This window comes from Pseudarthrobacter sp. fls2-241-R2A-168, from assembly GCF_030209335.1.
Classification (GTDB): domain Bacteria; phylum Actinomycetota; class Actinomycetes; order Actinomycetales; family Micrococcaceae; genus Arthrobacter.
The window spans coordinates 50,487-77,295 of record NZ_JARVSG010000021.1 but is presented as its reverse complement, the minus strand read 5'-3'; the positions used below and the strand labels follow the sequence as shown (position 1 = coordinate 77,295).

Sequence of the window (26,809 nt, the reverse complement as noted above, 5' to 3'; positions counted from 1 at the left end):
GCGGGCATCCACCCGCGGAAGCATTCGCAAAACAATATTCCCGCACCGGGAAAAATGGCAATAGCCCGACCAATAAATGTTTAAATGCTTCCTCGAATGAAGTTCTGCCCGCGCCAGCGGGCGTTGGGTTCGACTCCCATGGCCACCGGGCCGCCGGCTCTTGACGAAGCCGCAAGCGAAAGCTAAATTTTTCCCACCCGGGAACAATCTGGATCGCGAAGTAGCGACTGGAGCCCGGCAAAACCCCCAAGGAGATTGATCTATGCCCGCATGCCTCGGTGCTGTCCGCAAGGTGGCGGCAGCTTGCGCCGTCACCGCCCTTACAGCGTTTTGCACAGCTCTGCCCGCCAGCGCCGCGCCTCTTCCTGCACCCGGGCCTGGTGCCCACTACGTTGCCCTTGGCAGCTCCTACGCCGCCGGAGGTGGTCTCGGACCCGCGGATCCAGCGGACTCCGGCGGCCGATGCGGGCGGACCACCATTGCCTATCCATACCTTGTGGCCAGTCAGCTTCATTTGAATCTGACGAACGCGACATGCGGCGGCGCCTCGATCCCCAACATCGCGACGACGCCCCAGCAGATCTGGAGCTGGGATGGCTCCAGCCAGACCGGCGAGCTGCAGATCAACGCCGTCACCGCGGACACGGATCTGGTAACCATCACCATTGGCGGCAATGACGTCAACTATGTCGGCAACCTCATGGCCGAAGCCTGTCGAGGAGACCTTGCGGCAAACCCGCTGAGCGTGATCAGCAACCAGCTGAAGCTGTACGGGTTGTGCACTCCTGTGCCGGACTCGGTCGTGCAGGCCCGCCTCGCCGGCATCAAGGATGCCTTAGCAGCGACCGTGAACGCTGTCCAGGAGAAGGCTCCACACGCGCGGGTGGTCCTGGTTGATTACCTGTCAGTCCTCCCGGACAATGGCAAGCCCTGTGCATCGGTTCCCATCCCGCAGCAGCGTCAGAAGTTTCTTCTTGACGTTGCCCGCGGGATGAGCCTTGCCACCAAGCACGCCGCCCAGCAAACGGGAGCCGAACTCGTCACCGCGTCCAAGGACAGCCAGGGACACGATGCCTGCTCAGCTGATCCGTGGGTCACTGGGTATGACTTTTCCCGCGGTTTTGTCATGATGCACCCGAACGAAGCCGGCCATGCAGCAGTAGCGAAAGCCCTGGTGGAACAGCTGACGCACCCCGGCGCCAGCTCCTGACCGAATCACTCCAAAGACGGTGGCGCCACGAAAATCAGGCGTCACCGTCTTGATCATTTACACGAAAGAAGGCCTGGGGATCACCGTCGCAGTGTATGCGGTGCCTCCAGCACTGACCTAAGCGCGAGGCCCGCCGCACCCAACAAAGCCCCTGTACTCCCCAAAGCCGATACCAGCACGTTTCCGGAAGGGAATCTTCCCGCGGAATACCTCTGGAGGCTATCCATAAGCGAAATTCTCAGCCACGGATCAAGAACGGCAAGGTGCCCGCCAAGGACCACCAACGTAAAAGGTACGATCCGCGCCGAGGACGCCAGGGCCAAGCCAAGACAGAAACCTGCGCGCTCAACCGCCGACAGGGCCCGTGCGTCGCCTTCCTTCAACAACCCGAGCAGCACGGACAACGTTAGTGAGCGGCTGCTTCGGGCTGGATGTCCTGTGAGCCCGGCGGCGTCGGCGATCGCGTCCTGGCCGGCCACCGTTTCCAGGCAGCCCCTCCCACCGCACAAGCAGTCAGAACCGTAAGGATCAACCACGACGTGGCCCACCTCCCCCGCATGACCATCAGCGCCAGTGAAAAGTTCACGGCCGACAACGAGCCCGCCGCCGACACCCACCTCACCTGAAACAAACATGAAATCGGTGTCGGATTGATGGTCCATTTCGGCCAAGGCTGCGGCGTTGGCCTCGTTGCAAAGGACTACACCCAGCGGAGAGCCCGGAAGCAGTACGCGTAGATCCGGCCTGGCATTTTTCCAGCCCAAGTTAGGGGCGCTCACCACAACCTGGCCGGCAGCATCGATCAGTCCCGGCACCGCAAGGCCACCCCCAAGAACATCGATGCCCTTCTTCTCCGCCGCCACGGCTGTCACAGCACACTGCTGACTCAGGGCGGCCATCACTCGTTCCACCCCATCGGAGCGGTTGTCGCGCTCCCGAACCTCGTGCATGAGCAGGGTCCCGGCCAGACTAACCACACCAACGGCAAGGTAGTCAACGTTGATTTCCGCGCCGAGGACCGCTTTGTTGGGGTTCAACTCCAGCTCCACTCCCGGTCGGCCCCTCGACTGTTGATTCAGCCCCACCTCAGTGACCAGGCCGCTCGAGATGAGGTCGAGCACAAGGCTTGATACCGACGCCTTTGTCAGCCCGGTCAGTGCGGAAATCTGAGCCCGGCTGCGACGACCGGCAGGTGAGGTTTCAGCGATTCTGCCCAGCACCAGCGCCAAGTTCCCCCTCCGTACAGCCTCCATATGTCCAGCCCCGGTGACACCTTGGATGTAGGGAGGCACGGCCGTCATCACCACATCTACTCCTTCACGTCACGGGGGCTTTGCCCGGACTGATGTTGACCCGCACCGGGGTCATCCTTATAGTTCAGAGCATAAACTATTTGGCTGCCGCAGCAGCCCCTTTACTGCAAGGACGCATCATGACTCTCTCCCCCACCCCCGCGGATAAGTTCACTTTCGGCCTCTGGACCGTGGGTTGGACGGGTGCTGACCCGTTTGGTGTCGCTACCCGGGCCGCCCTGGATCCCGTGGAGGCGGTGCACCGGCTGGCTGAGCTGGGCGCATATGGCATCACCTTCCATGACAATGACCTGGTTCCGTTCGGCGCCTCCGCCTCGGAGCGGGAGCTGATCCTGAAGAACTTCCGTGCAGCCCTCGCCGAGACCGGCCTAAAGGTTCCCATGGTGACCACCAACCTGTTCAGCCACCCTGTCTTCAAGGACGGCGGCTTCACCTCCAACGACCGCTCGATCCGCCGCTTCGCCCTGTCCAAGGTCCTGCGCAACATCGACCTCGCCGCCGAACTCGGTGCCGAAACGTTCGTCATGTGGGGCGGCCGCGAAGGCAGCGAATACGACGGCTCCAAGGATCTCTCCGCGGCGCTGGACCGCATGAAGGAAGGCGTGGACACCGCCGCCGGCTACATCAAGGACAAGGGCTACAACCTCCGCATCGCCCTGGAGCCCAAGCCAAATGAACCCCGCGGCGACATCTTCCTGCCCACCGTCGGCCACGGCCTGGCCTTCATCGCCCAGCTCGAACACGGCGACATCGTGGGCCTGAACCCCGAAACCGGCCACGAGCAGATGGCAGGGCTGAACTTCACCCACGGCATCGCCCAGGCCCTGTGGGCGGGCAAGCTCTTCCACATCGACCTCAACGGCCAGCGCGGCATTAAGTACGACCAGGACCTGGTCTTCGGCCACGGCGACCTCACCAGCGCCTTCTTCACCGTCGACCTGCTGGAGAACGGCTTCCCGAACGGCGGCCCCAAGTACGACGGCCCGCGGCACTTCGACTACAAGCCCTCCCGCACCGACGGCTACGACGGCGTGTGGGAGTCCGCCAAGGCCAACATGGCCATGTACCTCCTGCTCAAGGAGCGTGCCCTGGCCTTCCGCGCAGACCCGCAGGTACAGGAAGCCCTCAAGACCTCAGGCGTCTTCGAACTCGGCGAGTCCACCCTCGCCGCTGGTGAAAGCACCGCGGACCTGATCGCAGACGCCGCAGCGTTTGAGGACTTCGACGCCGACAAGGCCGCCGAACGCTCCTTCGCGTTCGTCCGGCTCAACCAGCTGGCCATCGAGCACCTCCTGGGCGCCCACTAGCCACTTAGTACCCGCTGCGGGGCCTTGGAGATAATCCAGGCCCCGCAGCGTTTCCATTCCTGCACAAAGAAAAGAACAGCCATGCCGCTCGTAGCCGGAGTCGACAGCTCCACCCAGTCCTGCAAAGTAGTCATCCGCGACGCGGACACCGGAGAACTCGTCCGCCAGGGCCGCGCCACCCACCCCGAAGGCACCGAAGTCCACCCGGACCACTGGTGGACTGCCCTCCAGGAGGCCATCGCGCAGGCGGGCGGCCTCGACGACGTCGCCGCCGTCTCCGTCGCCGGGCAACAGCACGGCATGGTCTGCCTCGACGCCGATGGTGCCGTGGTCCGGCCCGCGCTGCTGTGGAATGACACCCGCAGCGCTGGAGCCGCATCGGAACTGATTAAGGCCGCCGGTGGAGGTGACCCGATTGCCGGAGCGGGATACTGGGCCGGTGCCACCGGAACAGTCCCCGTCGCATCCCTCACCCTCACCAAACTGCACTGGCTGACCCAGAACGAACCGGAGAATGCTGCGAAAGTTGCCGCTGTGTGTTTGCCGCACGACTGGCTGACGTGGAGGCTGGCTGGTTACGGTCCGGGTTCCGGTGCCGAAGGTCTTCAGGCCCTCGTGACAGACCGTTCCGATGCGTCAGGCACCGGCTACTATTCGACTGCTGCCGGTCAGTATCTTCCTGCAGTCATCTCGGGTTCGGTCGGCCACCTGCCCGTCTTGCCGCGAGTACTTGGTCCCCTTGAAGCGGCGGGAAAGACCCCGGACGGGGTCCTCCTCGCTGCAGGAGCTGGAGACAACGCCGCCGCCGCCATGGGAGCCGGCGCCCGGCTGGGGGACGTCGTCATGTCACTGGGGACCTCCGGCACGGTCTTCGCGGTCTCCGAAGCACCATCCGCCGACCCCTCCGGTCTGGTGGCCGGATTTGCCGACGCAACCGGCCATTACCTCCCCCTCGTATGCACTTTGAATGCCACCCGGGTTTTCGACGCCACCGCGGCGCTTTTGGGGGTCACCCTGCAGGAATTTAATACCCTGGCGCTCTCTGCGGCCTCCGGTTCAGGCGGTTTGACCCTAGTCCCCTACTTCGACGGCGAACGCACCCCAAACCTGCCGGACGCGACAGGCTCCTTGCATGGCATCACCCGAGCCAATTACACCCCCGAGAACCTGGCCCGTGCCGCCGTCGAAGGAGTCGTGTGCTCACTCGCGGACGGATTGGCCGCCCTGCAGGCCCAGGGCGTCAAGGCTCGAAGAATCATCCTGGTAGGCGGTGGCGCCCAGTCACCTGCTGTTCAGGACGTGGCAGTTCAACTCCTGGGTATCGACATCACCGTCCCCCAACCCGGCGAATACGTCGCGGACGGGGCCGCCCGCCAGGCTGCCGCCGCCCTGACGGGGAGCTTTCCTGACTGGCCACTGAATGCCGTGGAACGTCCCGCGGCTGCAGACACTGCGCAGGTGCTCTCCAGGTACCGCAGCTATGCAGGCCTTTACGCCTGATGGATGCGTTGGGCGCACCGGTGAGCGAGTACGCGATCAGGTCCGGCAGCTACACTGCCACCGTCAGTGCAACAGGAGCTATCCTGCTGAACTTGCAGTTCGGTGAAAGGGATTTGGTCCTTCCGTCGCGCACGGGACATCCCACTCCGGACTACAGGGGCATCATCGCAGCGCCCTGGCCAAACCGCATCGCGGACGGGCGCTACACCTTTGAGGGCAGCGCCCTGGAGCTGCCGCGCAACGAGCTGGCCCGCGGCAATGCACTGCATGGCCTGGTGTTCGACAAGGGTTGGGAGCCGGTGCTCCACGAGGACACGACGGTGATCCTCGAGACGACTGTTTCAGCCTCTAAGGGATATCCGTTCAGCCTGCAGTTGACTGCCGAGTACCGGCTGAAACCGGAGGGCCTGAGCATCACGCTGGCCGCCAGGAACACGGGTACATCGGCAGCTCCCTACGGCGCATGTCCCCACCCATACCTGGTGGCCGGCCCGTCTCCCTTGGACCAGTGGATCCTTCAGTTCGGTGCCGAGCGGTTCCTCGCCGTTACCGCAGACCGGTTACTTCCGACCGGGGAGCGCGACGTGCACGGCCATGCCTTTGATTATAGGGATCCCCGGCCCATCGGTTCGACGGCCATGGACCACGCGTTTACAGGACTTGCCTTCGACGATTCCGGCCGGGCCGGGCTGACGCTCTGGGACCCTACCGGTGTTGGGGTAGGAATGTCCTGGGACCGCAGCTGCCCTTGGCTTCAATTGCACACGGCCGACCGCACGCCACCCCTGCCCACCAGGTTGGGTCTCGCTGTGGAACCAATGAGCTGCCCTCCGGATGCCTTCAACAGCGGTAAGGACCTCATCCGCCTCTTGGCTGGGGAGGAACATCGGCTCAGCTGCAGTATTTTCGCCCTATGACTGAGCGAGTAATGCTCCTCAGCCCCCGGCTGCGCGGTACGCCGCGTTTTGGTGCCGACCAGGCATTCCAGCGGCCCCGGGCCTACCTCGTCCGGGGCCGGTGGTTTCCGCGCACCAGCGCCTCATTTATATCGTTCTCCAGGCGCCATCGGTGTGGACGAGGGCTCCATTCACCTCACAGCTTTCGTCGCTGAGCAGGAAGCTGATGCACTCGGCAACCTGCACGGCGGTTGGAGCCAGCGACGGAGTGGCCGTCCTTGATGCGCCAAGTCCTTCCAGAAGGCCAGGTGACCGCCACTTTGAATCCCCTGGGAGGGAAGGTCTGGGCACTACTGCGTTGAAGCGCAAGCCCCGGGCGCCAAAAGCCAAGGCCGAGTTCTTAGTCAACCCGAGCACAGCGTATTTCGAGGCGGTGTAGGCAGCCCCCGCCGCGGATTCGATCGATCCTGCCTCGGAAGCGAGGTTTACGACGGACCCCCGGCCACGAGCGAGCATCATCGGCAGAACTGCACGGGTGAGATGCATCGGAGCTGTGACGTTCACATGAAAGACGCGTTCCCACAGCTCATCGTCGATGGCGTGAATGGGGGCGAAGTTATCGACAGCACCGGCGATGTTCGCCAGCCCGTCCACCTGCCCGGCACTAGCAACGGCCGCAGTGACGGTTTCAGTGCTGGCTACATCGCCCGGGACGGGCACCAGGTCCAGGCCGGGATTCTGTGCCACCAGGTAGTCGAGACGTTCCTCGTTGATATCCACGGCTATGACGCGTCCCCCCTGGCTGGCTATATGCAGTGCGGTTGCCTGACCAGTCCCCGCTGCAGCGCCAGTGACGATGATGGTCTTGCCTGCAAACTGTCCCTTGCCGCATGGCTTTGCGCGATCAGCTGGCGTGTCCACGGTGGCCTCCTGCTGTGGGCTAAGGGTGCTTCGGGCAGCCATGGGGGCTACTTGAGTGCCCTGACAGGGCTGGACGGTCTTACTGGAAGTCCCGCTGCCTCGTAAAGGGCGTCGATTGCCCGCAGCTGGGCAACAGCTTCGCGGGCGCCCGTCTGGACCGCCCCGCCCCGTATTGCATCTCTAAAGGCTTCCAACTGGTAGTCGTATGTGGAACGCCGGTCCGGACGTTCCGTACGTGAGCCGCAAATACCTTCTATACGGATTTTTCCGCCCAATTGCGGGTGGGTGGGGGTGCCGACACGCATGCGGCCCTTGGAGCCTTGAACTTCGAGTCGCGAGGCCAGCAGGGTCTTGGACCAGATCGAGGACATCAACGTTGACGTGACTCCCCCGACATGGGTCAGCTGCGCTTCCAGCCGGGCGTCGATGGCTCCCCGCGTCCTTGCAGTGGCCTGTACCTCGCCGGTCTCGCCAAACAAGTCGCGAAGCAGCCTCAACGGGTAGTAGCCGAGGTCGAGCAGGCCGCCACCGCCTAAAGCGAAGTTCCACCGTATGTCCCGCCCAGGCGGAATGGGGGCACAGGCGTAGGCATTTGCACCCCAAATTTCCCCCAACTCGCCTGATTCAAGAATCTCGTGCAGTCTTTTCCGCAGCGGGTGGTAGTGCGAGTGGTAAGCCTCCATCAGGACGAAGGAAGACGTGGCAGCAACTGATGCCACTTCCTCCGCAGCTGTTGCGTTGCTTGTAAACGGCTTCTCGCAGAGCACATGTTTTCCCGCATTTAGGGCTTCTACGATCCATTGAGCGTGCAGAGCAGAGGGAAGAGGGATATATACGGCATCGATGTCCGGATCATCCAACAGTTGCGCATATGACGAATGCACCCTGGCAATGTGGTGTTTGGCCGCGTAACGGGCCGCCCGTTCCGGGACCCGCGCCGCTATGGCAGTTACCTGGATCCCGTCGACCCGTGAACTTGGGCGGAGGAGTGCCTCCTTCACGATGGTGGCCGCTCCCAGCACACCGACGCGGATCGGGTCCTGCGATGCATTCCGTGACTCTGTCGTCATGTCCGCTCCTTTGGGGGTTTGAGTAGAGGCAGGTGTTAGCGCTTCAGTAATGCCGGACAATCCGCAACACGGGTCGGCCTCGGCCGGTGTGGTCCCTACATGAGTGACCTTCGTTGATGGAGGTCCACCCGCAGAGTGTCCGACCGGCCCCGGCGGCTATGTCACGCCGCCTTGGGAACCAGTTCCCCACACCGGTCCCGGTCACGGAGGCGGAGCCGTCAAAGGGCGCATTGGCTCCAGGCGCATCCCAGTCGCTCTGAGATCCTCACGCCCAGTTGGTAATTACATTCTGGGAATCGTCGGCAAGTTTTTCCCATGCGGGAAAAACTGTAGACCCGCCTCCCTGGTTTCGTCAATGCCCAGCAGCCCCGGCGGGTGACGTGGGCTCCGCGGCGCCCCGTCGGTTCACTGCGTCGGGGGTTGACTTGCACGGTCAGCACGGCTAAATTTTCCCCAGCCCGGGAAATATCCGCGTTCCTTCCTGGCGCTGCACCCACTGCTAAAAAAGGGTAGGCGCGATCTAGGCAACTCCCAGCCAAACCGGCAGCGGCCAGGCTGCGGAAGGCTCAGCACAATCGTCCCTAGCAGCGTTCTCGAAACCGGGCGCTACGCGACTCAGAAGCGACCACCCGGTCGAAGAGACATGCCCGGGAATCTTCAAAGGGGATTTGATCAATGGAACTAAAGAACAAGGTTTTCGCGGTTACCGGTGGCGGCAACGGCATCGGGCGCGAAGTCGTTCTCGAGCTGCTGCGGCGGGGAGCGCGCGTCGCGGCTGTGGATCTCAATCAGTCCGCTTTGACCGAAACTGCCTCGTGTGCCGGCGCACCCGTCGGCGCACTGTCGCTGCACACCCTGAACATCACGGACCGAGCAGCCGTGCAGACACTCCCGGAAGACATTCTCAAGGAGCACAACCAGATAGATGGCCTGATTAACGTCGCCGGGATCATCCACCGGTTTGTTCCCCTCCTGGAACTCTCGATCGAGGAGATTGAACGGGTCATGTCCGTCAACTTCTGGGGCACCGTGTACATGGTCAAGGCGTTCCTCCCCGCGTTGCTCGAACGTCCGACCGCGAGCCTTGTCGACGTCTCCAGCATGGGAGGACTCGTTCCCTCCCCGGGCCAAGGCGCCTATGGGGCAAGTAAGGCTGCCGTGAAGTTGTTCACCGAGACGCTCTACGCGGAACTGCGAGATACCAACATCAACGTTACCGTCGTCTTTCCCGGCGGTGTCGGAACGGACATTCTGGGAAACTCAGGAGTCACCCTCGACACCTCAAAACTGACGCTACCGAATGGGAAACCACCGAAAACTACGTCACCCCAGGACGCCGGACGGCAGATCGTCGACGCGGTGGCGTCCGAATCGTTCCGTGTGCTCATAGGTGCCGACGCCCGCGGTGTTGACCGCCTCGGACGTCTTTCCCCAACCCGGACCATTGACATGGTCGCTGACCGGGTCAAGGCACTGATCGGCTGATAACGGCTCGAACGGGCGGTGGCGGGTCCGCTGAAAGGTCCGCCGCGTCCATAACTACTTCAAAAGGGGCTTTGGATGAATACAGCAGCAACCACCGGTTTGGACCTTGCTGGCAAAGTCGCCGTCGTTACGGGTGCGACGTTGCGGCAGCTTGGGGTAGGCATTGGTGGAGCCACCGCGCGCATGATGGCCGGGAGGGGGGCAAAGGTGGTTGTCGCGGACCTCGAAGAAGACGCTGCGCAGGCGTTGGCGGAAGAGATTGGCGCCGCAGGAGGCGAAGCGATCGCACAGCGTCTGGACCTCAGTGATCCGGGCAGTATCAAGGCTTTGTTTGAGCGTGCGGTTTCTGCCTACGGTACCGTCGATATCCTGCACAACAATGCCGCCGCCGTTCTGGCGAAAGACACCACCCTTATCGATCTGGAGATCGACGTGTGGGATGCAATGTTCGACATCAATGTCCGGGGTTATGCCCTTGCCTCCCAGCACGCCGTGAAGCTCATGCTGCAGAACGGAGGAGGGGCGATTGTCAACACTTCCTCCGTGTCCGCCCTTGGCGGTGACATCACCCGGGTGGCCTACGGCGCCTGCAAAGCCGCAATCAATGCACTCACCATTTACACCGCAACCCAGTACGGCCGGCAGGGAATCCGATGCAATGCCGTGTGCCCTGGCTTTACACTGAGCGCATCAGCCAAGGGTGGAATTACCGACAACGCCCTCGAGATTCTGGGCCGGCATACCCTGACCCCGTATCTGGGCACACCGGAGCACTTGGCCGAGGTAGTCACATTCCTTGCCTCCCCCGCCGCCGCCTACATCACCGGGCAGGTCATTTCTGTCGATGGCGGGCTTTTGAGCCACCACCCCCAAACGCACGACCAGCTTGTCGCCAAGGGCGCCTGAGGAGAACCCTGCAGGGAATACACGATATTGATTGTGAAAGGGGCCTGGGATCCTGCCGTACGGGATCCCAGGCCCTTTGGTTTGAGGCTTTGGGTCAGAACCCGAGTCCTGCCAGGTGGGTGGCGGAGTCCAGGGGATCCGGTCCCGGATCCCCCCGGGCGTCAAAGCTAGCGGCGCTGCCTGGTCCTGTTTCCCTGGCCCAGGCAACGCCGCCCGTTGGAGCTTAGATGGCCTTGATGACTGTTTCCACCGTCGCGAATTTTTCAGACTCGATGCTGACCTTGATCTCTCCGGGACCGGTCGGGCGGATGACGGCAAGCGCCTGGCCGAGGAAGGTTGTGCAGACCGATGACGCGTAGTCGTCTTCCGATTTTGGATCGGCACTGCCAAGACCCTGGAGGACCCCGTTGCCGCTGACTGTCACTGTCACGGCCGTATTGTCCAGAACATCAATGATGCCGGCATTGTCGGCAATACTGATGGTCACGAAAGCGAGGTCGTTTTCGTCGGCGCGGATTTCGGTCCGGTCCGGGATTGCTGTCAGCCCGGTAGTGGCCGCAGCGGACCGCAGAACTTCGCGGGCTGTCTCCTGGCCGTTGCGGTAGGCGACAGCGACGAGCTCACCGGGCTGATAGTCCACCTGGAAAACTGCCATGAACCGGTTTGTCTCCCCGGCCGGGGCGCGGCCAATGGTCTGACCGTTGAGGAGCAGTTCGATTTCCTCGGCGTCGGAGTACACCTCGATGGTCATCGGGGTGCCTTCATAGCCTCCCCAGGTCCAGCTGCTGACGCTGTCACTCCAGGTGTAGAGGGAGGCTTTGAGGCTTTCCTTATCGGTGATGTCGGGGCGGTGGACTGCGATGTACGGGGTGGTCCGCAACCCCCAGACCACTTCACGCCAGTAGGAGAGCGTACGGCGCTGGCCGGTGACGCCGTGGTCGGCGGTCATGGACAGGCGCCAGGGGTAGTTCCCGAAGAAGGCTTCTTCGGCGGGCTTGTCCGCCCCGAGGCCGGCTTCGCCGATGTATTCCCAGGCAGTCCAGCTGAATTCTCCGATGACCTGCGGGTGGCGTTTGACGTAGTCCCATACTTCATCGAGTTTGTTGGGCAGGCCTTCCGTGCCGACCAGCAGCCGCTGAGGGTGCTGTTTCATGTCCAGCTCGTACCTGCCGTAGGCGTAGTTGTAGCCGGGGATGTCCACCTGGGACATCGCTTCTTCAAGCCGCTCTGTGGCGAGGTCGGATGCGACCAGGTCTTTTGTCAGTTCTCCGAAGTCGCGCATGAAGGAGTTGACTCCGCCGGCATCGTCGGCCTGCTGGCCAACCTGGGCTTTGAGGTCGTGGAGGACGGTCATCATGGGGTTGATGGCGTTGGTGACGGGGCGGGTGTCATCGAGGGTCTTGATGAAGTCGACCATGTCCCGACCGTGGATGGCGCCCCAGGTGTTGCCGGTATCGGAGACCTCGTTGCCGATGGAATACATGATGACGCTTGGGTGGTTGTAGTCCCGCTCCAGCATTTCTGTGAGGTCGCGGCGCCACCATTCATTCATGTCTACGCCGTAGCCGAAACCGAGTCCGGAGGAGGTCCAGCCGTCGGTGAACTCGTCGAGGACCAGCATGCCAAGCCTGTCGCAGGCATCGAGCATTGCAGCGCTGATGGGGTTGTGGGCGGAGCGGATGGCGTTGTAGCCCGCCTCTTTGAGGAGTTCAACGCGGCGTTCTTCCGCGCGGGCGATGGTGGCGGCGCCGATCAGGCCATTGTCGTGGTGGATGCAGCCGCCGCGCAGTTTCACTGTTTCACCGTTGATGCGCATGCCGTGCCGCACGTCCCATTCCAGCGTTCTGATACCGAAGCTGGTTTCAACGGTTTCGCCAGCGCTGTTGCTGGGTTCCAGGCGGGTCCGGCAGGTGTACAGCGACGGGGAGTCGACGCTCCAGCGCTGCGGGGCATCTACGGTGAACTGCTGGCGCAGCCGCGCGGACTCAGCCGGGCGTACCGCAAGGGAAGCCGATTCGGCCGCGACGACCGTGCCGGTCTTGTCCACGAGTTCGGTGACGACCTTGACGGTGTGCAGTTCCTTGGAGTCGTTTTGGAGCTCGGTGATGACCCCAATGACCGCTGTTTCTGCATCGGCGCTGATGGTGCGGATTTTGACGCCGTTCCGTGCCACGTGCAGGGGCGGGCCGACGAGCAGGTGAGTGTCCCGGTAAATTCCCAGGCCGGAGTACCAGCGGGCGTCGAAGTGGTTGCGGCACTCCACCCGGATTTCGTTGTCGCCGTCGCGCAGGTAGGGGTCGATCCGGACCGAAAAGGGGATGTATCCGTACGGACGCTGGCCGACGAAGGCGTCGTTGACGAAAATCATCGCCCCACGGTAGACGCCGTCGAACTGGATCTCGACCCGCCCGTCCCGGTAGCCCTCCGGCGCGTGGAAGGTCTTGACGTATTCGATAACGTCTTCGCCGTAGTATCCGGTGAGGCCCCCCGGCTGGTTATCGGCGGAGCGGGGCTGGGAAATCAGCCAGTCGTGGGGCAGCGTGACAGGAACCGGCGCCTGTGCCTGGCCCATGATCTCGAGGAAAGGGCTGGTTTGGCGGCGGACACCCCAGCCGTGATTAAAGGATGTTTTCTGCATCGTTGTTTTCCTTGCGTGTCGTTGTTCCGTCGGTCGTTGACGGGTTGGTCAGGGCAGGTGAAGGGCAGCAGTCGCAGCGTTCGGGTCGCCGGAGAAGGCGCCGGCTTCCAGGTTCGCTTCGGCAGCGGCCCAGGAGAAACCCCCGTCTGCCCAGCGCTGCAGGGGGCGCAGGGAACCTTCCAGCGTGACGGTGGCGGTTTGGCCTGGTTCCAAGTGGACGGGCGTGAAACCGATCAGAACCCTTGAGGGGAAATCTTCCGCCTTGGTCGTGGCGTAGAGCTGGACGACATGACGGCCGGCGCGGCTGCCGGTGTTGGTAACGCGGACGGACGCTGCCAAAGACTCCCCGGATACACCAGTCACGGACAGTTCTGTGGTCGCGAAGCTTGTGTAGGAGAGTCCGTAGCCGAGGGGGAAAGCGGCCGGGTGCCCGTCGCGGTCCAGCAGCCGCTGGCCGAACCAGCGGTCATACGTGATGCTGCTGGCATCACGGTCGAAGTACGGCAGGTGCTCCTCTGTGGTGGGGATCGAGTAGGGCAGCCGGCCGCTGGCATCCACTGTGCCGGTCAGTACGTCGGCCAGGGCGTGTCCTCCCTCGACGCCGCTGTACCAGCCGATCAGCAGGGTGGGTACCTGTGAGCGCCAGGCCTCGGTGATGACAGCGCCGGCAGTGACGACCACAACGATGGTGCGCGGATTAGCCTGTGCCGCCGCCCTGATGATGGCCTCGTCGATGGGGCGAAGCCGAAGACTTGCGCGGTCGCCGCCCTCGGCGGTGCCCATGGCCCCAGCTGCTCCTGACAGGTCTGCCGGATCTAAACCCTCGGGCAGGGGGGGGAACACGGCGAGGATGGCGGGGTCAGACATGCCTTCCGAACCGATGAACTCGCCTTCGTCCTGCGCCGTGTAGCCGACGACAACGACGGCGATATCAGCTTGGGCTGCAGCTGCTGCGGCTGCGTCGGCATCATCGTCCAGAACGGATAGGATGCTGGCTGCCGGGAGCGCAGTTCTGATGCCGTCCAGGGCAGTCACAACCTCGGGCGAGCGGACGTTTGAGGATCCTTGGTCCCCCGTGTTGGGCAGGTTGGTGAGCCGCCCGATCAGGGCCACGGACGCAATCTCGTCTGCCTTCAGGGGCAGCAGGGGTGTTCCGTCGACGGGCTCGTTCTTTAGTAGCACCATCGATGTGGCGGCGACTTTTCGGGCCAGGGCGCGGTGTTCCTTGCTGAGGATGACGTCGAGGCCAGGTTCCTCGGTGTTCCTGGCGGCGTAATGGGCGAGCTGGGTACGGAGGATGCGTCGCGCTGCCCGGTCTACATCGTCCCAGGTGACGCGGCCGGATTCCAGGTCTGCGGGCAGCCGGTGGGCGCGTTGTTGACGCATGGGCGCCTCGACGTCCAGGCCGGCCCGCAGCGACAGCGCGGCGTCGCGGAGCCCGAAGACGAAGTCGGACAGGGTCACGCCTTCGAAGCCCCATTGGCGCCGGAGGATGTTCTCCATGAGGGTTTCGTTTTGGCCGGCCCATTCGCCGTTCACGGAGTTGTAGGAGGTCATGATGCCGTCGACGCCTTCTTCGACGACCCGGCGGAAGTGTGGAAGAAATACCTCGTGCAGTGTCGCGTCATCGGCCTTGACATCGACCTTGAAGCGGGCGTTCTCCATCGAGTTCAGGGCATAGTGCTTGGCAATGGCCATCGCGTTCGGGTGGATACCCCGGACGAGGGCGGCGCCGAATTCACCCAACAGGTAAGGGTCTTCACCATAGGTTTCCTGGGCCCGGCCCCAGGCTGGGTGGCGGGGAAGGTTGATGCAAACCCCGCCGAAGAAGTTGGCGCCCTGTGCGCGCATTTCCCGGCCGATGGCTGCGCCGATTTGCTCCTCCAATTCAAGGTTCCAAGTCGCTCCGCGGGCCATGGAAACGGGAAAAGCGGTGGACTCGCCCATCACGACGCCGCGGGGGCCATCGCTGAACCGCAGCCCGGGGATTCCGAGCCGGGCGATTTCGCCCATGACAATGGGTCTGCGGTTATATCCCGCGCTCATCTCTGCCATGCCGGACCAGAACTCGGCGTCGCCGTCGAGGAGCCATAGTTTCTCGTCCTGCGTCAGTTGTCCCAGAAGCTGGTCGGCCTCTTCCGACAGGTGCCCGCCGTTGCGGATGCGTGCGACGGCCTCATTGAATGTTTCCGTTTGTGTTGCTGTTGTTGGCATGTTTAGTCCTTGGGTTTCTTATCTGCCCCCGGTCTTGTGGTGGCGGGCGGACGATTGCGGGACACGCGGGCGTCCTGCCCGCGTGTCCCGCACAGTGTGGTGTCAGGAGACGGTGGTTGTGGCGTAGAAGCCGCGGTTTTTTCCATCAATGACGGCGGAGTTCTCGATGTCGAACGATCCCGTCAAGCGGATATCAGCTGAGGAAGCCCCGACGTTGACGGTCATCTGGCCGGCTTCAACAACCCAGCGCATGTCGACGTCAAGGAACGCGAACTGGTCAGCCCGCATCGTAAAGTGAACGGTTTTTGTTTCCCCGGCTTTGACGAACACCCGGTTGAAGCCTGCCAGTTCCTGCACCGGACGGACCATGCTGGACAGCTCGTCACGGACGTACACCTGAACGACCTCTTCGCCGTCCTGCTGCCCCGTGTTGGTGATATCGCAGGACAGCTGCACCGCGCCGTCGGCTGTAACCGTCGGGGTCAGGTTGAGGTTGGAGTACTCAAAGGTGGTGTAGCTCTTTCCCTCCCCGAAGTGGAACAGGGGAACCTTGGAACCGTCCACGTACCGGTTCATGATCATGGTCCCGGCGCTGCTGAAGCTGTTGCTGCGGCGGTGGGCTGCGTAAAGGGGGATCTGGCCGGCGTCCCTGACCGCCGTCATGGGCAGACGTCCCGCAGGGTTGTAGTCCCCGAAAAGTACCTCAGCCAGTGCCTGGCCTCCGGTTTCACCCGGGAACCAGTTTTCGATGATGGCCGGGAAGTGTTCGGCGACGTAGACGCTGGAGAGCGGCTTGGCGTCCATGTGCACCATGACAGCGGCTGTGCCGGTCTCGAAGATGCGCTGGGCAAGTTCTTCCTGGATTCCGGGAAGGCCGACGTTGGCCGTGTCGATGCCTTCCCCGGAGGTGCAGGAACTGCCCCAGCCGTACTTACCGCCGAGGGTCAGAATGACAACGTCCGCGTCCTTGGCGGCGGCAACAGCAGCGTCGAAACCCGTGCGGTTGGTGCCGGCGATGTCGCAGCCCTTTTCGTACACCACTTCGGCTTCGGGGCACTTGTCCTGGATAGAAGCGACAATAGTTGGTGTCTTGTGCCCCAGCGCACCTTGAAGCGCCTGCTCCACCGCTGCAGGCTCGGAGCGGACGTCGCTGCCCTCAAAGAGCGGCGCCAGCGGGGGCTGTTCATATGAGGCGGTCAATTCAGGAAGGTCGAGCATTCCCGCCATTTCTGACATGGTCCCGCTCATTGCCAGATCGATTGAAGCCGGGTAGGTGTAGCAGCCGAAGAACAGGCGCAAAGAGTTGGCGTGAGGGCCGATAACGGCGATCTTCTTTGTAGCCTTGTTCAGCGGAAGAAGCCCTTCATTTTTCAGCAGAACGATCGATTCGCGCGCCGCCTTCAGGCTGTGTGCCTTGGTGGATTCCGGCTCGTAGGCGGCTGCGATCATTTCTTTGCGTGCTGCGTTGTCTTTAAGGAGGCCGAGCTTAGCTTTAAGGGTCAGCATGCGGCGCACCGCGCGGTCGATGAAACGCTCTTCGAGCTCGCCGCGCCTGACTGCCTCGACCAAGCCGTCAGTGAAGCCGTAGGGCGTGGGCAATTCAACATCGAGTCCGGCTTTGAGTGCCTTAATGCCACCGTCGGTGGGGTCTGCTCCGACGTTCAGGTCGACGGCGAGGTTGATGGACATGTAGTCGGAAACGACCAGGCCTTCGAAGCCCATTTCTTCGCGCAGCAGATCATCGAGGATGTGCTTTGAGGCAATAATGAGTTCGCCATCGATGGTGCCGTAGGAATTCATGATGCCTGCGAGGTTGGCCTCGGTGATGGCAGCCTGAAACGGCTTTGCGTAGACCTCGCGGAGCTCGCGCGGGGAAATCGGGTTGGATGTCATGTTCAGACCGCCTTCCCCGAGGCCGAAGCCGAGGAAGTGCTTTCCGGTGGCGGCCACGCCGTCGGCAAGGTTCTGTCCCTGCAGGCCCCTCACGAAGGCAACGCTCATGGCAGCGCACAACGTGGGGTCCTCGCCGTAGGTCTCGCCCACGCGGCCCCAGCGGGGATCCCGGGCGACGTCCATGATGGGGGACAGCGCCTGGCGCACCCCAACGGAGAGCATCTGCTCACGGACGATGTCGGTCATGCCTTCGACCGTGTCCGGGTTCCAGGTGGCCCCCAGCCCGATCGCCGAGGGAAATACTGTCCCTCCAAGTCCCGTCCAGCCCGAGACAGCCTCGCCATGGAGCAACGGCGGCACTGACAGGTCGGTTTTGGCCATCACGGCGTCCTGGACCTGGTCGTAGTGGTCGGCGTCGGCCTCGATGGATACCCCGGTGCTGATGCTTCCCGAAGCGCCCAGACCGTGGGGGAACTTGGCCAAGCCTGTGTCGAGGTGGCCTGTGATGGGGATGGTGCACTGGAGCTGGGCGACTTTCTGCTCCAAGGTCATGCGCGAGATGAGTTCTTCGACCTGGTCTGCGACGGGAACCGCCACATCAGGGGTTGACAGTACTTGGTTTTTCACTGGGTCTCCTATTCCGCCAGCCCGCGACACCGCGGACGTGGCAAGAGGGGGGTCAGTCCCTCAACGCTTTACTGGTGTGCCTGACGACGCCGGAACAAAGCTGGTCTGCGGTGCAGACCGGAGGGTCTGCAGGCTGTCCTCGCCACGGTTGTCCTTCACCGTTGAAGCAAGCCGCTGGTGTTCCCACCGCGACGCCCGTTTTTTCCCGGGGTGGGAAAAACCCTAGATGGCGTAGCAGTGTGAGTCAAGTCGCACGCCAAAGTCAGCGCGCGGCATCGCATGGCGGGAGCTTGTCCTGGCAGTTAGGCCGGGCAGCCAGAAGCAGTGCTTGGGTCAGCGCAAGGGCCGACATGTCCAGGGATAAACGATGGGGTGACCGGAGGGACTTTCCCTTGAAGACCCCGCAGTGCAGGCGCAGTCAGGAGAAGGCGGAGGTCGACAAAAGTCACTCGTGGAACCAGCAGTCAACCGGCATGCAGCTGTGGCAGTCCCTCCCGGCCTGTCACCCGAGGGTGGTACCTAAGTGGTGCGCCGTTGACCCTAATGGTGCAAAGCGTGCTGAAGCTCCGCCTCACGGCCGTTCGAGCAGGCGCTCCACGCCAAGAGACACAATGTCGAGATTGAAAGCAAACTGCTCTTCGGTGCCCAGTTCCGTTGACCGGCCTCCAACCAGCTTGCGGAGAAGTGTGAACTCCTCTTGCGGGGCCTTCTCAAGCAGGTGTTCAAGGACGGGTTCCTGAGGGTGCCGGCCAGCGGTTTTTGGAATGGAGCGGTCCGTGGCGGACGTGAAGGCAAGGCCTGCCAGCATCGCTATCACCCGTCCGGCTTCAGCTTCGGCCAGACCCGCGGCAACGAGCGCCTCCGCAGCCGCTTCGGCCGGTCGGATAGCCTCAAGATCAGCCTCGGTTTCGTAGCCGACATAACTTGCCCATGCACCGGCAGCCATGACGGCATCCCTGGTGATATGGGCAAATGCGCGTATGGCCTTCCTCCAGTCCTTCTCGGGAGTGAAATCGTGGGCCGCAACTGCCTCACGGAATGCATCGGCAGCAACCATCCGCAGCAGCGAGTCGCGGTTGTCAACGTGGTAATGCAGAGTCTTCCGGTCCACGCCAATCTCCTCAGCGAGGGCCTGCATTGTCAGAGTTGCTGGGTCAAGTACCTTGGCGGCTTCGATGATTCGTTCGCGATCAACCCGCCGCGGCCGGCCCCGGCGTGGCTTCACGCTCTCCAGGCTTGTCATAGCCACTCCTTTTCGCGTCCGACCGCACTCGCCTTAGTCCACTTCTGCTCGCGAAGGCCGGGCTGGAGCAGTGGACTTGACCTTACGGGTATCCCCGCATATCTTTTTTACCACGCCGGGAAAAAATCCGGAAAAGAGAGGTCTCACAGACTCTACCTGAGTTCCCGAGACCTTACCAGCTCGTGAGATCTCGAAATGTGAGACCAATTATTGAGGCATGGCGGATGCCCAAGCGTGGCCTCCGCACCGCTGGCGCGGGCCGGGAAGCCGCCGCTCTCTCATGCTGATCGCCCGTGAGCTCCCTGCCCTTGGGATAACAAGTTCCAGGCAAGTACGCCGTGGCCGTCCTGCTATCAACGCGGTGCCCCTACTGGCATTTTGCCCAACCGCTAAAAGGAAAAAGTTGACATGGAAGTACATCGCAATGGAATCGGCCGCCTGCGGCTGACTATAGACAGCCGCAGCCAGCTGGAGGAGGTGTTGGACTCCGCCGTCGCCGAACTCCTGTCCAGGCAAAACCCGAACACCCCGGAGGGGATCCTGGTGACCCGCCACGACCACAGGACGTTCACCGTCCAATTCTCCAGGGACGTCCAGCGCGGGATCGTGCTGGAACAGGACTTGCGCCTTTGGGCAGTCCCGGAAGGCGGCCCTCGTGGGCGCGAAGACTTTAACTGCGCCCCGGCGCTGCCGGCCCTGTGTTGAAAGGTGCGGCTCAGGGAACGCATGCTGCACCCGCCGCGCTTTCCTGCCATTCCCTCCCCGGTATCGTAAAGGCCTTCACATGAGCATGCACGCCACGGGCTCTGTCGATCGGAAGGTGCCGGCCGCAGTCGAGGATTGGACGGCGGCCGCAGGGCGGCACGTTGCAATATATCGAAACGGTGTGCAGGCTGACTGTGGGCAGGTCGAGGCGATAACTGCCGACGGAAACATCCTGTGGCTCATGCAGGACGGTGCTCAGAACAGGCGCATCGTTGAGAAGGTTCCGGGGATTGAGTTGTGCTTTCTGTAGGAAGCAGGTGCCGGCCCTGCTGTGCTTCGAGGGGTGGGCGTCCCCGCATTGGAGGATGCCATGCTCCTGAACCGTGAGGTCAGCAGGAGGACTGTGACCTCCTGCTGACCTCAAGCCCCCTACGGGGCGGGCCAAGGGAACTTACCCCATCCACTGCCCGCCTGCAACGTCGATTGTCTGGCCGCACATATAGTCCGCGGCTTCCGTGCTGAGGTAGGCGACCATGTTCGCAACCTCTTCCGGGATGGATACACGCCCAAGCTGGATATAGCGGTCAACGGCTTCCAGCATCGAACCTTTCGCGGCCAGAGCCTGCTCGTCGGAGGCATTGGCCAGGATGTCTCTCAGGAGGGGGTTGATCATGAGCCCGGGAGCTACCCCCAGGACATTGATCCCCCGTGAGGCGAACTCATGGGCAAGATTGCGGGTGAAGCCAATAACACCCGACTTTGCTGCGTTGTAGACGGTAAGTCCGCGGTGCTGTATCCGTCCACCAACAGACGCGATGTTGATAATGCGGCCGTGGCCCTGGGGCAGGAAGTGCTCGACCGCGGCATGTGCGCCGTAAATCAGCATCGTCAAGCTCCCATGGACCGTGTAGTCAATGTCCGCCTTGGTGTGGTTTTCGAACCTGTCGGAGACTACCTGAACGGGGTTATTGATCATGATGTCCAGGCCCCCGAGAGCCTGCGTGCTTTCCGCGACAACAGAATGCACCTGATCCCAGTCGGACAGGTCTGCCTGGAACGGGATGGCGCGCGTGCCCCATCGGCGTTCGATGGTCTCTGCGTTAGCGACGGCGCCGTCCTTGTTCAAATCAATGACAGCGACGTCGGCCCCCAGGCCGGCAAGCCGGTTGGCGATGGCCTGGCCCAGACCGCCTCCCCCTGCTCCGGTGACTACTGCCTTTTTTCCTGTGAGGTCCATCAGGTCGGTGACCCGCTTTTCGACAATGTGCGTCGGCAGTCGGTCGAATCCCATCGTCTCGGCGAAATCAACGTTTTGTGTGCTCATCATGCTCCTCGTTGGTTATGGAGGGCGCCGGGCTCCCGGACGACGGGGCTCCATTGCCTAAAGGCAACATACTGTTGCCTTTACTAAAGGTCAATAGAATGCTGTTCCATGGCCGATTCAATGCGCAGAACAAGGGGAGTCCAGAAAGGTGCGCGCAGTTCGCAGGTAGTTGATGCCGTTCTAAGTGCCACCACCGCGGAACTGTCACGGGGTGGTTATGCCGGCCTCACGATTGAGGCCGTAGCCAAGGTTGCAGGCGTAAACCGCACGACGGTATACCGGCGTTGGCCTACGCGGGCGGCCTTGCTGGCTGCCGTCCTGGAGCCGCTCCTGGCCCGCTATGACGTTGTTCCTGACACCGGCTCGAGCTGTCGTGATTTGTCCGTGCTGTTACGAACTGTGCGCGACAATGCAGAGCTGCCCGAGGGGCAGGCCTTCACGGAGGCGGCAAGATCCACGTCCGCCGAGCTGCAGGATTTGACGTCCGCCGCGCTGCACAGAGCCCTCGCCCCCTTCCACGCCGTGCTCGCTCGCGCAGTCGAGCGGGCCGAGATCGAACCGGAGCAGCGTGACCTCATAGCCCAGCTCGCTTTCTTTGGCGCCGTCATGTGGACCCAAACGCATCCCAAGCCTTTAACGGACGCGGAGTGCGACGATATGGCTCAGCTGCTCTTGCCTGCCGCAGCCGGTGCCGGAACAAGATGAGATCCTGGTTGCCCTTACGCTCCATCGGGCCTTCTATCCACCGTTGGATTGCCGCACTCCATCGGTGAGGGCCGTGAAGCCGTATATGAATCCTCCATCCTTGCCACTGACGGTCATATAACCTTCCGTGGTACCTGGCCTGATGGCGATGTTGGTTGCTGATGAAACGCCGTCCTTCCCAGGTGCGGCGATGGTGGCAGTCAGTTCGCCATCGGGCCGATAGACGAGGACAGCCGCCCGGTTGTGCAGCCCGACGTACGTGTTCCCAGCTGCGTCGACGGCCAAGGAATCCACTTGGCCGACGCCTGCGCTTACATGTACGGCAGGATGAGCTGTCTGCACCTTTCGGCCGTCAGCGCTGAGGCTCAGGTAGTCAATTTGATTGCCGGTATTGTGGCTCACCCATAGCCCGTCATAAGCGGCGGTGAAGGCAATACCGTTCGGCGCCGGCAAGTCTCCGGCAAGAACGTTCCCTTCAGCGGTGTCCCTGTCGATCCTGACCAGGCGGCCGGTACGTTTCCAGTAAGGATCCTGTGACCCGGCGGCATCCGTGACGTAGAGGTTTCCGTCGTGGTCAAAGGCGATATCGTCGGGGTTCATGGCAACACCGTCCAATGTTCCCTGGAAGAACGTGCGGAGGTCCTTCCCCTCATCGGTGATGCTTTGAACGGTACCGCCAACAAAGTCCGTGAGGTATAGGCGTCCGTCGTGCGGGCTGAACTGTGCCGAAGTGAAAGCGCTGGCATCGTCCGTGTACACGGTCTCCACCGATCCGGATGAAACGTCCAGTTTCATAACCTTTGGTCCACCTGCTGGAGCCATCACGTCTACCAGGTAAAGCCCCCCATCAGGGCCAAAGGTCGGCCCTTCGAGCAGTGTCATTCCAGTTGCCTCGTGGACAGGCGATACCTGAAATAGACGTTTGGCCGTTTGCTGCCTCGCTGGCTGCGGCCCGGCCTGCTCCACGTTCTGCTCCGGCGGGGGCTGCACTGAAGCGGTGCAGGCAGAAAGTGGGGTGGTGAGAGCGGTGAGCGCTGCTGCGGTGGCAAAGAGCCGCTGCCATTTTCCCGGCACTAGCCTGCCGCCTTTGGTCCCGCGTGCACGCGGCGCGCCTTGCCGCCAGCCGGCGACGACCTAAGGACATCTTGCATGGATTCCTGCCGCCAGTGCCGCAGAAGGTGGTGGAAGGCAACGGGTCCGGGGCTGTAGGTTGTCGGGGACGCAACGCGGGTTCCTTCGCCGTTGTAGTAGCCGGGGGTGCATTCTGCCAGGAACCCACCGTCGCTAGTTGCCGTTTTGGCGATGTGGGCGCACCATGCCTCTTCCGACTCGGGGCTGGGCTCCACGACACCTGTCAACGTGTCTCTGGCTGCTTGAATGACTGCGGCTATGTGCTCCGCCTGTTCCTGAAGGATGTGCGCGTAATTGACGGAGTTTGCGTTCTGCATGACCCCAAGGTTGAACAGATTGGGAAAGCCATAAGTGTAGAAGCCATGAAGCGTGCGCGGGCCCTCGCCCCATGCGGCAAGGAGAGACTTGCCATCACGCCCTGCCACGGGAAGAGTGCCTGAAAGAATACCCGACACTCCCACATCGAATCCCGTGGCAAAAATGACGCAATCCACCTCGTACTCGGCATCGCCCACCACGATGGAAGTCTCCGTCATCCGGGTGATTCCACCGGTGCTGGCCGTGTCGACGAGTGTCACGTTGGGCCTGTTGAACGTTTGCAGGTATGTATCGCTAAAGCACGGACGTTTGCACATATACCGGTACCACGGCTTCAACAACTCCGCCGTTTCAGGGTTGTCCACGATCTCGTCCACTCTGGCACGGATTCGCGCCATCACCTCCCAGTCAGCGAGCTCATCTCGGGCTTCACGTTCGTCATCGCTCAGGCTCTTGTCCACGGAGCCCGACAGGAATTTGCGTTGCAACCTGACCGTGCGGGTCCAGCCGTCATTTACCAGGCTTTCCGTTACCGGTTCTCCGGAAAGAACTTCAAGGAAGTTCTCCATCCGTTCGCGCTGCCACCCTGGACCCAGGGACGCAGCCCAGCGCAGATCTGTTGGCCTGTTGTCGCGGACGTCGATGGTGGAGGGGGTGCGTTGGAATACCAGCAGTTGCTGCGCATCCCTGCCCAGATGAGGGATGACCTGGACGCCGGTGGCCCCGGTTCCGACGACTGCGACCCGCTTGTCCGCCAGCCCGACCAAGCCACCTTCAGCTGTTCCTCCGGTATATCCGTAGTCCCAGCGGCTGGTGTGGAATGTATGGCCTCTGAAGGTCTCAATTCCGGGAATGTTGGGCAGCTTGGGCTGCGTCAGGGTTCCGGAAGAAGTGACGACATACCGCGCCCGGAACCGGTCGCCCCGGTCGGTCTCAACGGCCCATTCATCCGCCTCCTCATTCCACTTAAGACCTGTAGCGCGGGTATGAAAGAGCGTGTCGCGATACAGATCAAACCGCTTGGCGACGGCTATGGCGTGCTGCCGGATCTCTTCCCCGGGCGCGTAACGCCAAGAGGGGACGTAACCCACCTCCTCCAGCAAGGGCATATACACGTAGGACTCAATGTCGCAATGTATGCCCGGGTAGCGGTTCCAATACCAGGTGCCCCCAACGTCCCCGGCCTCATCCATCAACCGAATTGATTCGACGCCAGCCTCCCTTAGACGTGCCGCCGTAAGCAGGCCCCCGAAGCCGGCGCCGATTACCAGAACCTCCACTCGGTCGCTAACAGGCTGACGCATGGTCTTCTCGGAATAGGGGTCAACGGCGTAAAAACCAAAGTTTCCGCCAGTACTGCGATATTGACCAGGCCCCTCTGGGCGGATGCGCCTGTCACGCTCCTCGCCGTACTTGGCGCGCAGTTCGTCGATGGTTGCTGGCTCAGTGGCAGTGTGGAATTGGGCCGTGAAAAACATGTGTCTTTCCTCCAGTAATGAGTTGTCGTCCCGGTGACCGAACGTTCGCCGCCGGTCCGCAAGCAACAGGCGGGACTACTCCTAAAAAAGAACTTAGTGTGAAGCTAACTAAAAACTTAGCGTTAAGCTAAGTAATGGGTCAAAGCGATGGCACGAGGTACGGTGGCTCCATGCCGCACCCTGCCCAGGACCACCAAGCTCTCCAGGAAAGCGTGAACAATCTCGCTGTTGCTGTAGCGATCCGTTCACTTCCGCTGGTGCTGCAAACTTTCCTGACGACAGATCTCACCATTCAGCAGCTGAAAGTCCTGTCGGTGATTGTCACGTCAGATCGCGGAGTTGCCATCGGGCGACTGGTTAGTCAATTTGAGGTGTCGATGGCATCCATGTCCAAACTTTTGGACCGCCTTGTGGCAGCTGGCTTAGCCACACGCGTGTCGGATCCCAGCGACCAAAGAGTGCGCGTCATGGAAGCCACCACCCTTGGAAGAGCTGTCGTACGCGAACTGATGGCCACAAGGCCTGAACTCGGCGAAAACATCTTGGCACGCCTCAGTCTCGATGAGCTTCGGGCCCTTGAGACTGGTCTCGGAGCCATAAGCAGAGAAATGCGGAATCTTTCCGGCTGAAGTCATGAGCCCTCAGTGACAGTCAGACTTCGCGCCGAAGCCGCGCCGTGTGCATCCGGGGCCTTCACGTCGTGTTCCTAGTGCTCTTCTTTTACGACTTTGAGGTGTATCCATGACTCGACGTGGATGACTTCAGGTATCGCCCGGATCTGGTCAACGGTGCGGAGTGCTGAGTTTGCGTCCGTTCCGTGGACGGTGGCGATGACGTCGTGCGGGCCGATGCTGGATGCCAAGAAGGTAAAGCCCGGTATGGCCTCTGGCGCTTGACGCCTCGCTTCAGGGAACGGTCTTGCAGATTGCATTCTCGGCGATGGCAGGGCTGGGATACGCAGCCGTGCGGCTGCGCACCGGGTCGATCTGACCATGCATCGTGCTGCATGCGGTCTACGATGCGGTCGCCTACAGCTTGGGGCAATTTTCATGCGTTATCCACCGCTACTGCTGCCTAGGAGGATGCGCTTGGCCGGGCCGGAGTGCGTACTTGTGCTGGGCGGCTGAGAACCTAGGACAATACTGTTTAGAAGTGGAGAGCCACCTCATGAGTCATCGCTTCACTGGCAGGGCGACCTAGTGCTGTTCCTTGAGGACTTTTAGGTGGACCCAGGTTTCTAAGTTGTGCACTCCTGAAATTTCCGAGGCAGCATTTAGCGTTGCGAGGACGTCCTGGAAATCGTCTCCATGGACTGTTGCCAACAGATCGTGCCTGCCAATCGAGGATGCGAGGAAGGCCAGTCCAGGGAGTCCGGCGATGTCGCTGCGGACTGTCTGGACGGATCCTCTAATGCTGATCCCTACGCCCACGCGGACCATGTTCGGATGGGCTTCAGGGCGCCACATCGTGCCTATGCGGACGGTGCCGGACTCCAGTAACCGTAAGACGCGCATACGCGCGGTTCCTATCGACACTCCTGCGGCAGCAGCCATGCTGGCATATGTGGCGCGGCCGTTCCTTCTGATCACTTCGAGCATGGTGAGGTCCAGGTCGTCCACCTTGACCTGTTCGACTTGGACTGTTGGCAGTACGTCCACTTCCAGTTCTGTATAGGTGCTTGTCCGTAGGGAGGCGACCCCTTCGATTTCCCGTATGCCATCTACGCATTCCTGCAGTTCATGGTGATTTTTGACCCGAATCTCAGCCACAAGTGACATTGATCCGGCGGTCATTGAGACAAATGGAACGCGTTCGTCCCGGCAAATATCTCGGCCAACCGTTTCCACGTTTCCGGAGACGTTGATAGAGACGTGCGCCATCACCGGCAGCCCCAGGATGGCGGGGTGCACCAGACCGATCACGCT

At 62.0% G+C, this 26,809-nt stretch carries 21 protein-coding genes; 9 read left to right on the top strand and 12 right to left on the bottom strand.

Annotated features, from left to right (window positions below):
* Positions 1-262: 262 nt before the first annotated feature.
* Positions 263-1,210: an SGNH/GDSL hydrolase family protein gene (locus QRN11_RS13885; RefSeq protein ID WP_285313236.1), complete on the top strand. Its 948-nt coding sequence runs from the start codon at positions 263-265 to the stop codon at positions 1,208-1,210.
* 80 nt (positions 1,211-1,290) lie between these two features.
* On the opposite strand, the gene QRN11_RS13880 is transcribed toward QRN11_RS13885, so the two are convergent.
* Positions 1,291-2,511: an ROK family protein gene (locus tag QRN11_RS13880; RefSeq protein ID WP_502934844.1), complete on the bottom strand. Its 1,221-nt coding sequence runs from the start codon at positions 2,509-2,511 to the stop codon at positions 1,291-1,293.
* Positions 2,512-2,642: 131 nt separating this feature from the next.
* Between QRN11_RS13880 and xylA the strand changes: the two genes are divergently transcribed.
* The 3 genes from xylA to QRN11_RS13865 all read left to right on the top strand — a co-directional run bounded on the left by xylA (position 2,643) and on the right by QRN11_RS13865 (position 6,247).
* Positions 2,643-3,830: a xylose isomerase gene (xylA, locus tag QRN11_RS13875; RefSeq protein ID WP_285313235.1), complete on the top strand. Its 1,188-nt coding sequence runs from the start codon at positions 2,643-2,645 to the stop codon at positions 3,828-3,830.
* 81 nt (positions 3,831-3,911) lie between these two features.
* Positions 3,912-5,330 (top strand): xylulokinase, encoded by a 1,419-nt coding sequence (xylB, locus tag QRN11_RS13870; RefSeq protein WP_285313234.1) that lies wholly within the window; start codon positions 3,912-3,914, stop codon positions 5,328-5,330.
* Positions 5,330-6,247: an aldose 1-epimerase family protein gene (locus QRN11_RS13865; RefSeq protein WP_285313233.1), complete on the top strand. Its 918-nt coding sequence runs from the start codon at positions 5,330-5,332 to the stop codon at positions 6,245-6,247. The genes xylB and QRN11_RS13865 overlap by 1 nt, the downstream gene beginning before the upstream one ends.
* A gap of 126 nt (positions 6,248-6,373) precedes the next feature.
* Here QRN11_RS13865 and QRN11_RS13860 read toward each other — a convergent pair whose 3' ends face one another.
* Together QRN11_RS13860 and QRN11_RS13855 are read right to left on the bottom strand one after the other, a co-directional pair.
* Positions 6,374-7,147 carry an SDR family NAD(P)-dependent oxidoreductase gene (locus tag QRN11_RS13860; RefSeq protein WP_285244144.1) on the bottom strand — a complete coding sequence of 258 codons (774 nt, stop codon included), beginning with the start codon at positions 7,145-7,147 and terminating at the stop codon, positions 6,374-6,376.
* Between the two features lie 47 nt (positions 7,148-7,194).
* Positions 7,195-8,217 carry a Gfo/Idh/MocA family protein gene (locus QRN11_RS13855; RefSeq protein ID WP_285244143.1) on the bottom strand — a complete coding sequence of 341 codons (1,023 nt, stop codon included), beginning with the start codon at positions 8,215-8,217 and terminating at the stop codon, positions 7,195-7,197.
* 675 nt (positions 8,218-8,892) lie between these two features.
* Here QRN11_RS13855 and QRN11_RS13850 point away from each other — a divergent pair.
* A complete protein-coding gene (locus QRN11_RS13850) occupies positions 8,893-9,702 on the top strand; it encodes an SDR family NAD(P)-dependent oxidoreductase (protein ID WP_285313232.1) in 810 nt (269 codons plus the stop codon).
* A 75-nt stretch (positions 9,703-9,777) separates the two neighbouring features.
* The gene (locus QRN11_RS13845) at positions 9,778-10,608 is read left to right on the top strand and encodes an SDR family NAD(P)-dependent oxidoreductase (RefSeq protein WP_285313231.1); all 831 of its coding nucleotides are present in this window, start codon (positions 9,778-9,780) and stop codon (positions 10,606-10,608) included.
* Between the two features lie 223 nt (positions 10,609-10,831).
* Here the strand turns inward: QRN11_RS13845 and QRN11_RS13840 are convergent, their stop codons facing one another.
* From QRN11_RS13840 to QRN11_RS13825, 4 genes are all read right to left on the bottom strand, one after another.
* A complete protein-coding gene (locus QRN11_RS13840; RefSeq protein ID WP_285313230.1) occupies positions 10,832-13,246 on the bottom strand; it encodes a glycoside hydrolase family 2 TIM barrel-domain containing protein in 2,415 nt (804 codons plus the stop codon).
* Between the two features lie 48 nt (positions 13,247-13,294).
* Positions 13,295-15,460, bottom strand: coding sequence for a beta-glucosidase family protein (locus QRN11_RS13835; protein WP_285313229.1), 2,166 nt, complete (start codon positions 15,458-15,460; stop codon positions 13,295-13,297).
* Positions 15,461-15,562: 102 nt separating this feature from the next.
* Positions 15,563-17,980 carry a glycoside hydrolase family 3 N-terminal domain-containing protein gene (locus QRN11_RS13830; protein ID WP_285313228.1) on the bottom strand — a complete coding sequence of 806 codons (2,418 nt, stop codon included), beginning with the start codon at positions 17,978-17,980 and terminating at the stop codon, positions 15,563-15,565.
* 571 nt (positions 17,981-18,551) lie between these two features.
* Positions 18,552-19,223 (bottom strand): TetR/AcrR family transcriptional regulator, encoded by a 672-nt coding sequence (locus QRN11_RS13825; RefSeq protein ID WP_285313227.1) that lies wholly within the window; start codon positions 19,221-19,223, stop codon positions 18,552-18,554.
* 408 nt (positions 19,224-19,631) lie between these two features.
* Here QRN11_RS13825 and QRN11_RS13820 point away from each other — a divergent pair, with 408 nt between their 5' ends.
* Entirely contained in the window at positions 19,632-19,928 is a 297-nt protein-coding gene (locus tag QRN11_RS13820) for a hypothetical protein (RefSeq protein WP_285313226.1), read from the top strand.
* A 451-nt stretch (positions 19,929-20,379) separates the two neighbouring features.
* Here the strand turns inward: QRN11_RS13820 and QRN11_RS13815 are convergent, their stop codons facing one another.
* Entirely contained in the window at positions 20,380-21,252 is an 873-nt protein-coding gene (locus QRN11_RS13815) for an SDR family NAD(P)-dependent oxidoreductase (RefSeq protein WP_285313225.1), read from the bottom strand.
* Positions 21,253-21,360: 108 nt separating this feature from the next.
* Between QRN11_RS13815 and QRN11_RS13810 the strand changes: the two genes are divergently transcribed.
* A complete protein-coding gene (locus QRN11_RS13810) occupies positions 21,361-21,957 on the top strand; it encodes a TetR/AcrR family transcriptional regulator (protein ID WP_285313224.1) in 597 nt (198 codons plus the stop codon).
* Between the two features lie 33 nt (positions 21,958-21,990).
* Here QRN11_RS13810 and QRN11_RS13805 read toward each other — a convergent pair whose 3' ends face one another.
* Positions 21,991-22,923 carry an SMP-30/gluconolactonase/LRE family protein gene (locus QRN11_RS13805; RefSeq protein ID WP_285313223.1) on the bottom strand — a complete coding sequence of 311 codons (933 nt, stop codon included), beginning with the start codon at positions 22,921-22,923 and terminating at the stop codon, positions 21,991-21,993.
* 107 nt (positions 22,924-23,030) lie between these two features.
* The gene (locus tag QRN11_RS13800) at positions 23,031-24,884 is read right to left on the bottom strand and encodes a flavin-containing monooxygenase (RefSeq protein ID WP_285313222.1); all 1,854 of its coding nucleotides are present in this window, start codon (positions 24,882-24,884) and stop codon (positions 23,031-23,033) included.
* Positions 24,885-25,096: 212 nt separating this feature from the next.
* Between QRN11_RS13800 and QRN11_RS13795 the strand changes: the two genes are divergently transcribed.
* Entirely contained in the window at positions 25,097-25,513 is a 417-nt protein-coding gene (locus QRN11_RS13795) for a MarR family winged helix-turn-helix transcriptional regulator (protein ID WP_285313221.1), read from the top strand.
* 77 nt (positions 25,514-25,590) lie between these two features.
* On the opposite strand, the gene QRN11_RS13790 is transcribed toward QRN11_RS13795, so the two are convergent.
* Positions 25,591-25,746 (bottom strand): hypothetical protein, encoded by a 156-nt coding sequence (locus tag QRN11_RS13790; RefSeq protein ID WP_285313220.1) that lies wholly within the window; start codon positions 25,744-25,746, stop codon positions 25,591-25,593.
* 334 nt (positions 25,747-26,080) lie between these two features.
* Positions 26,081-26,806: an Lrp/AsnC ligand binding domain-containing protein gene (locus QRN11_RS13785; protein ID WP_285313219.1), complete on the bottom strand. Its 726-nt coding sequence runs from the start codon at positions 26,804-26,806 to the stop codon at positions 26,081-26,083.
* Positions 26,807-26,809 lie beyond the last annotated feature (3 nt).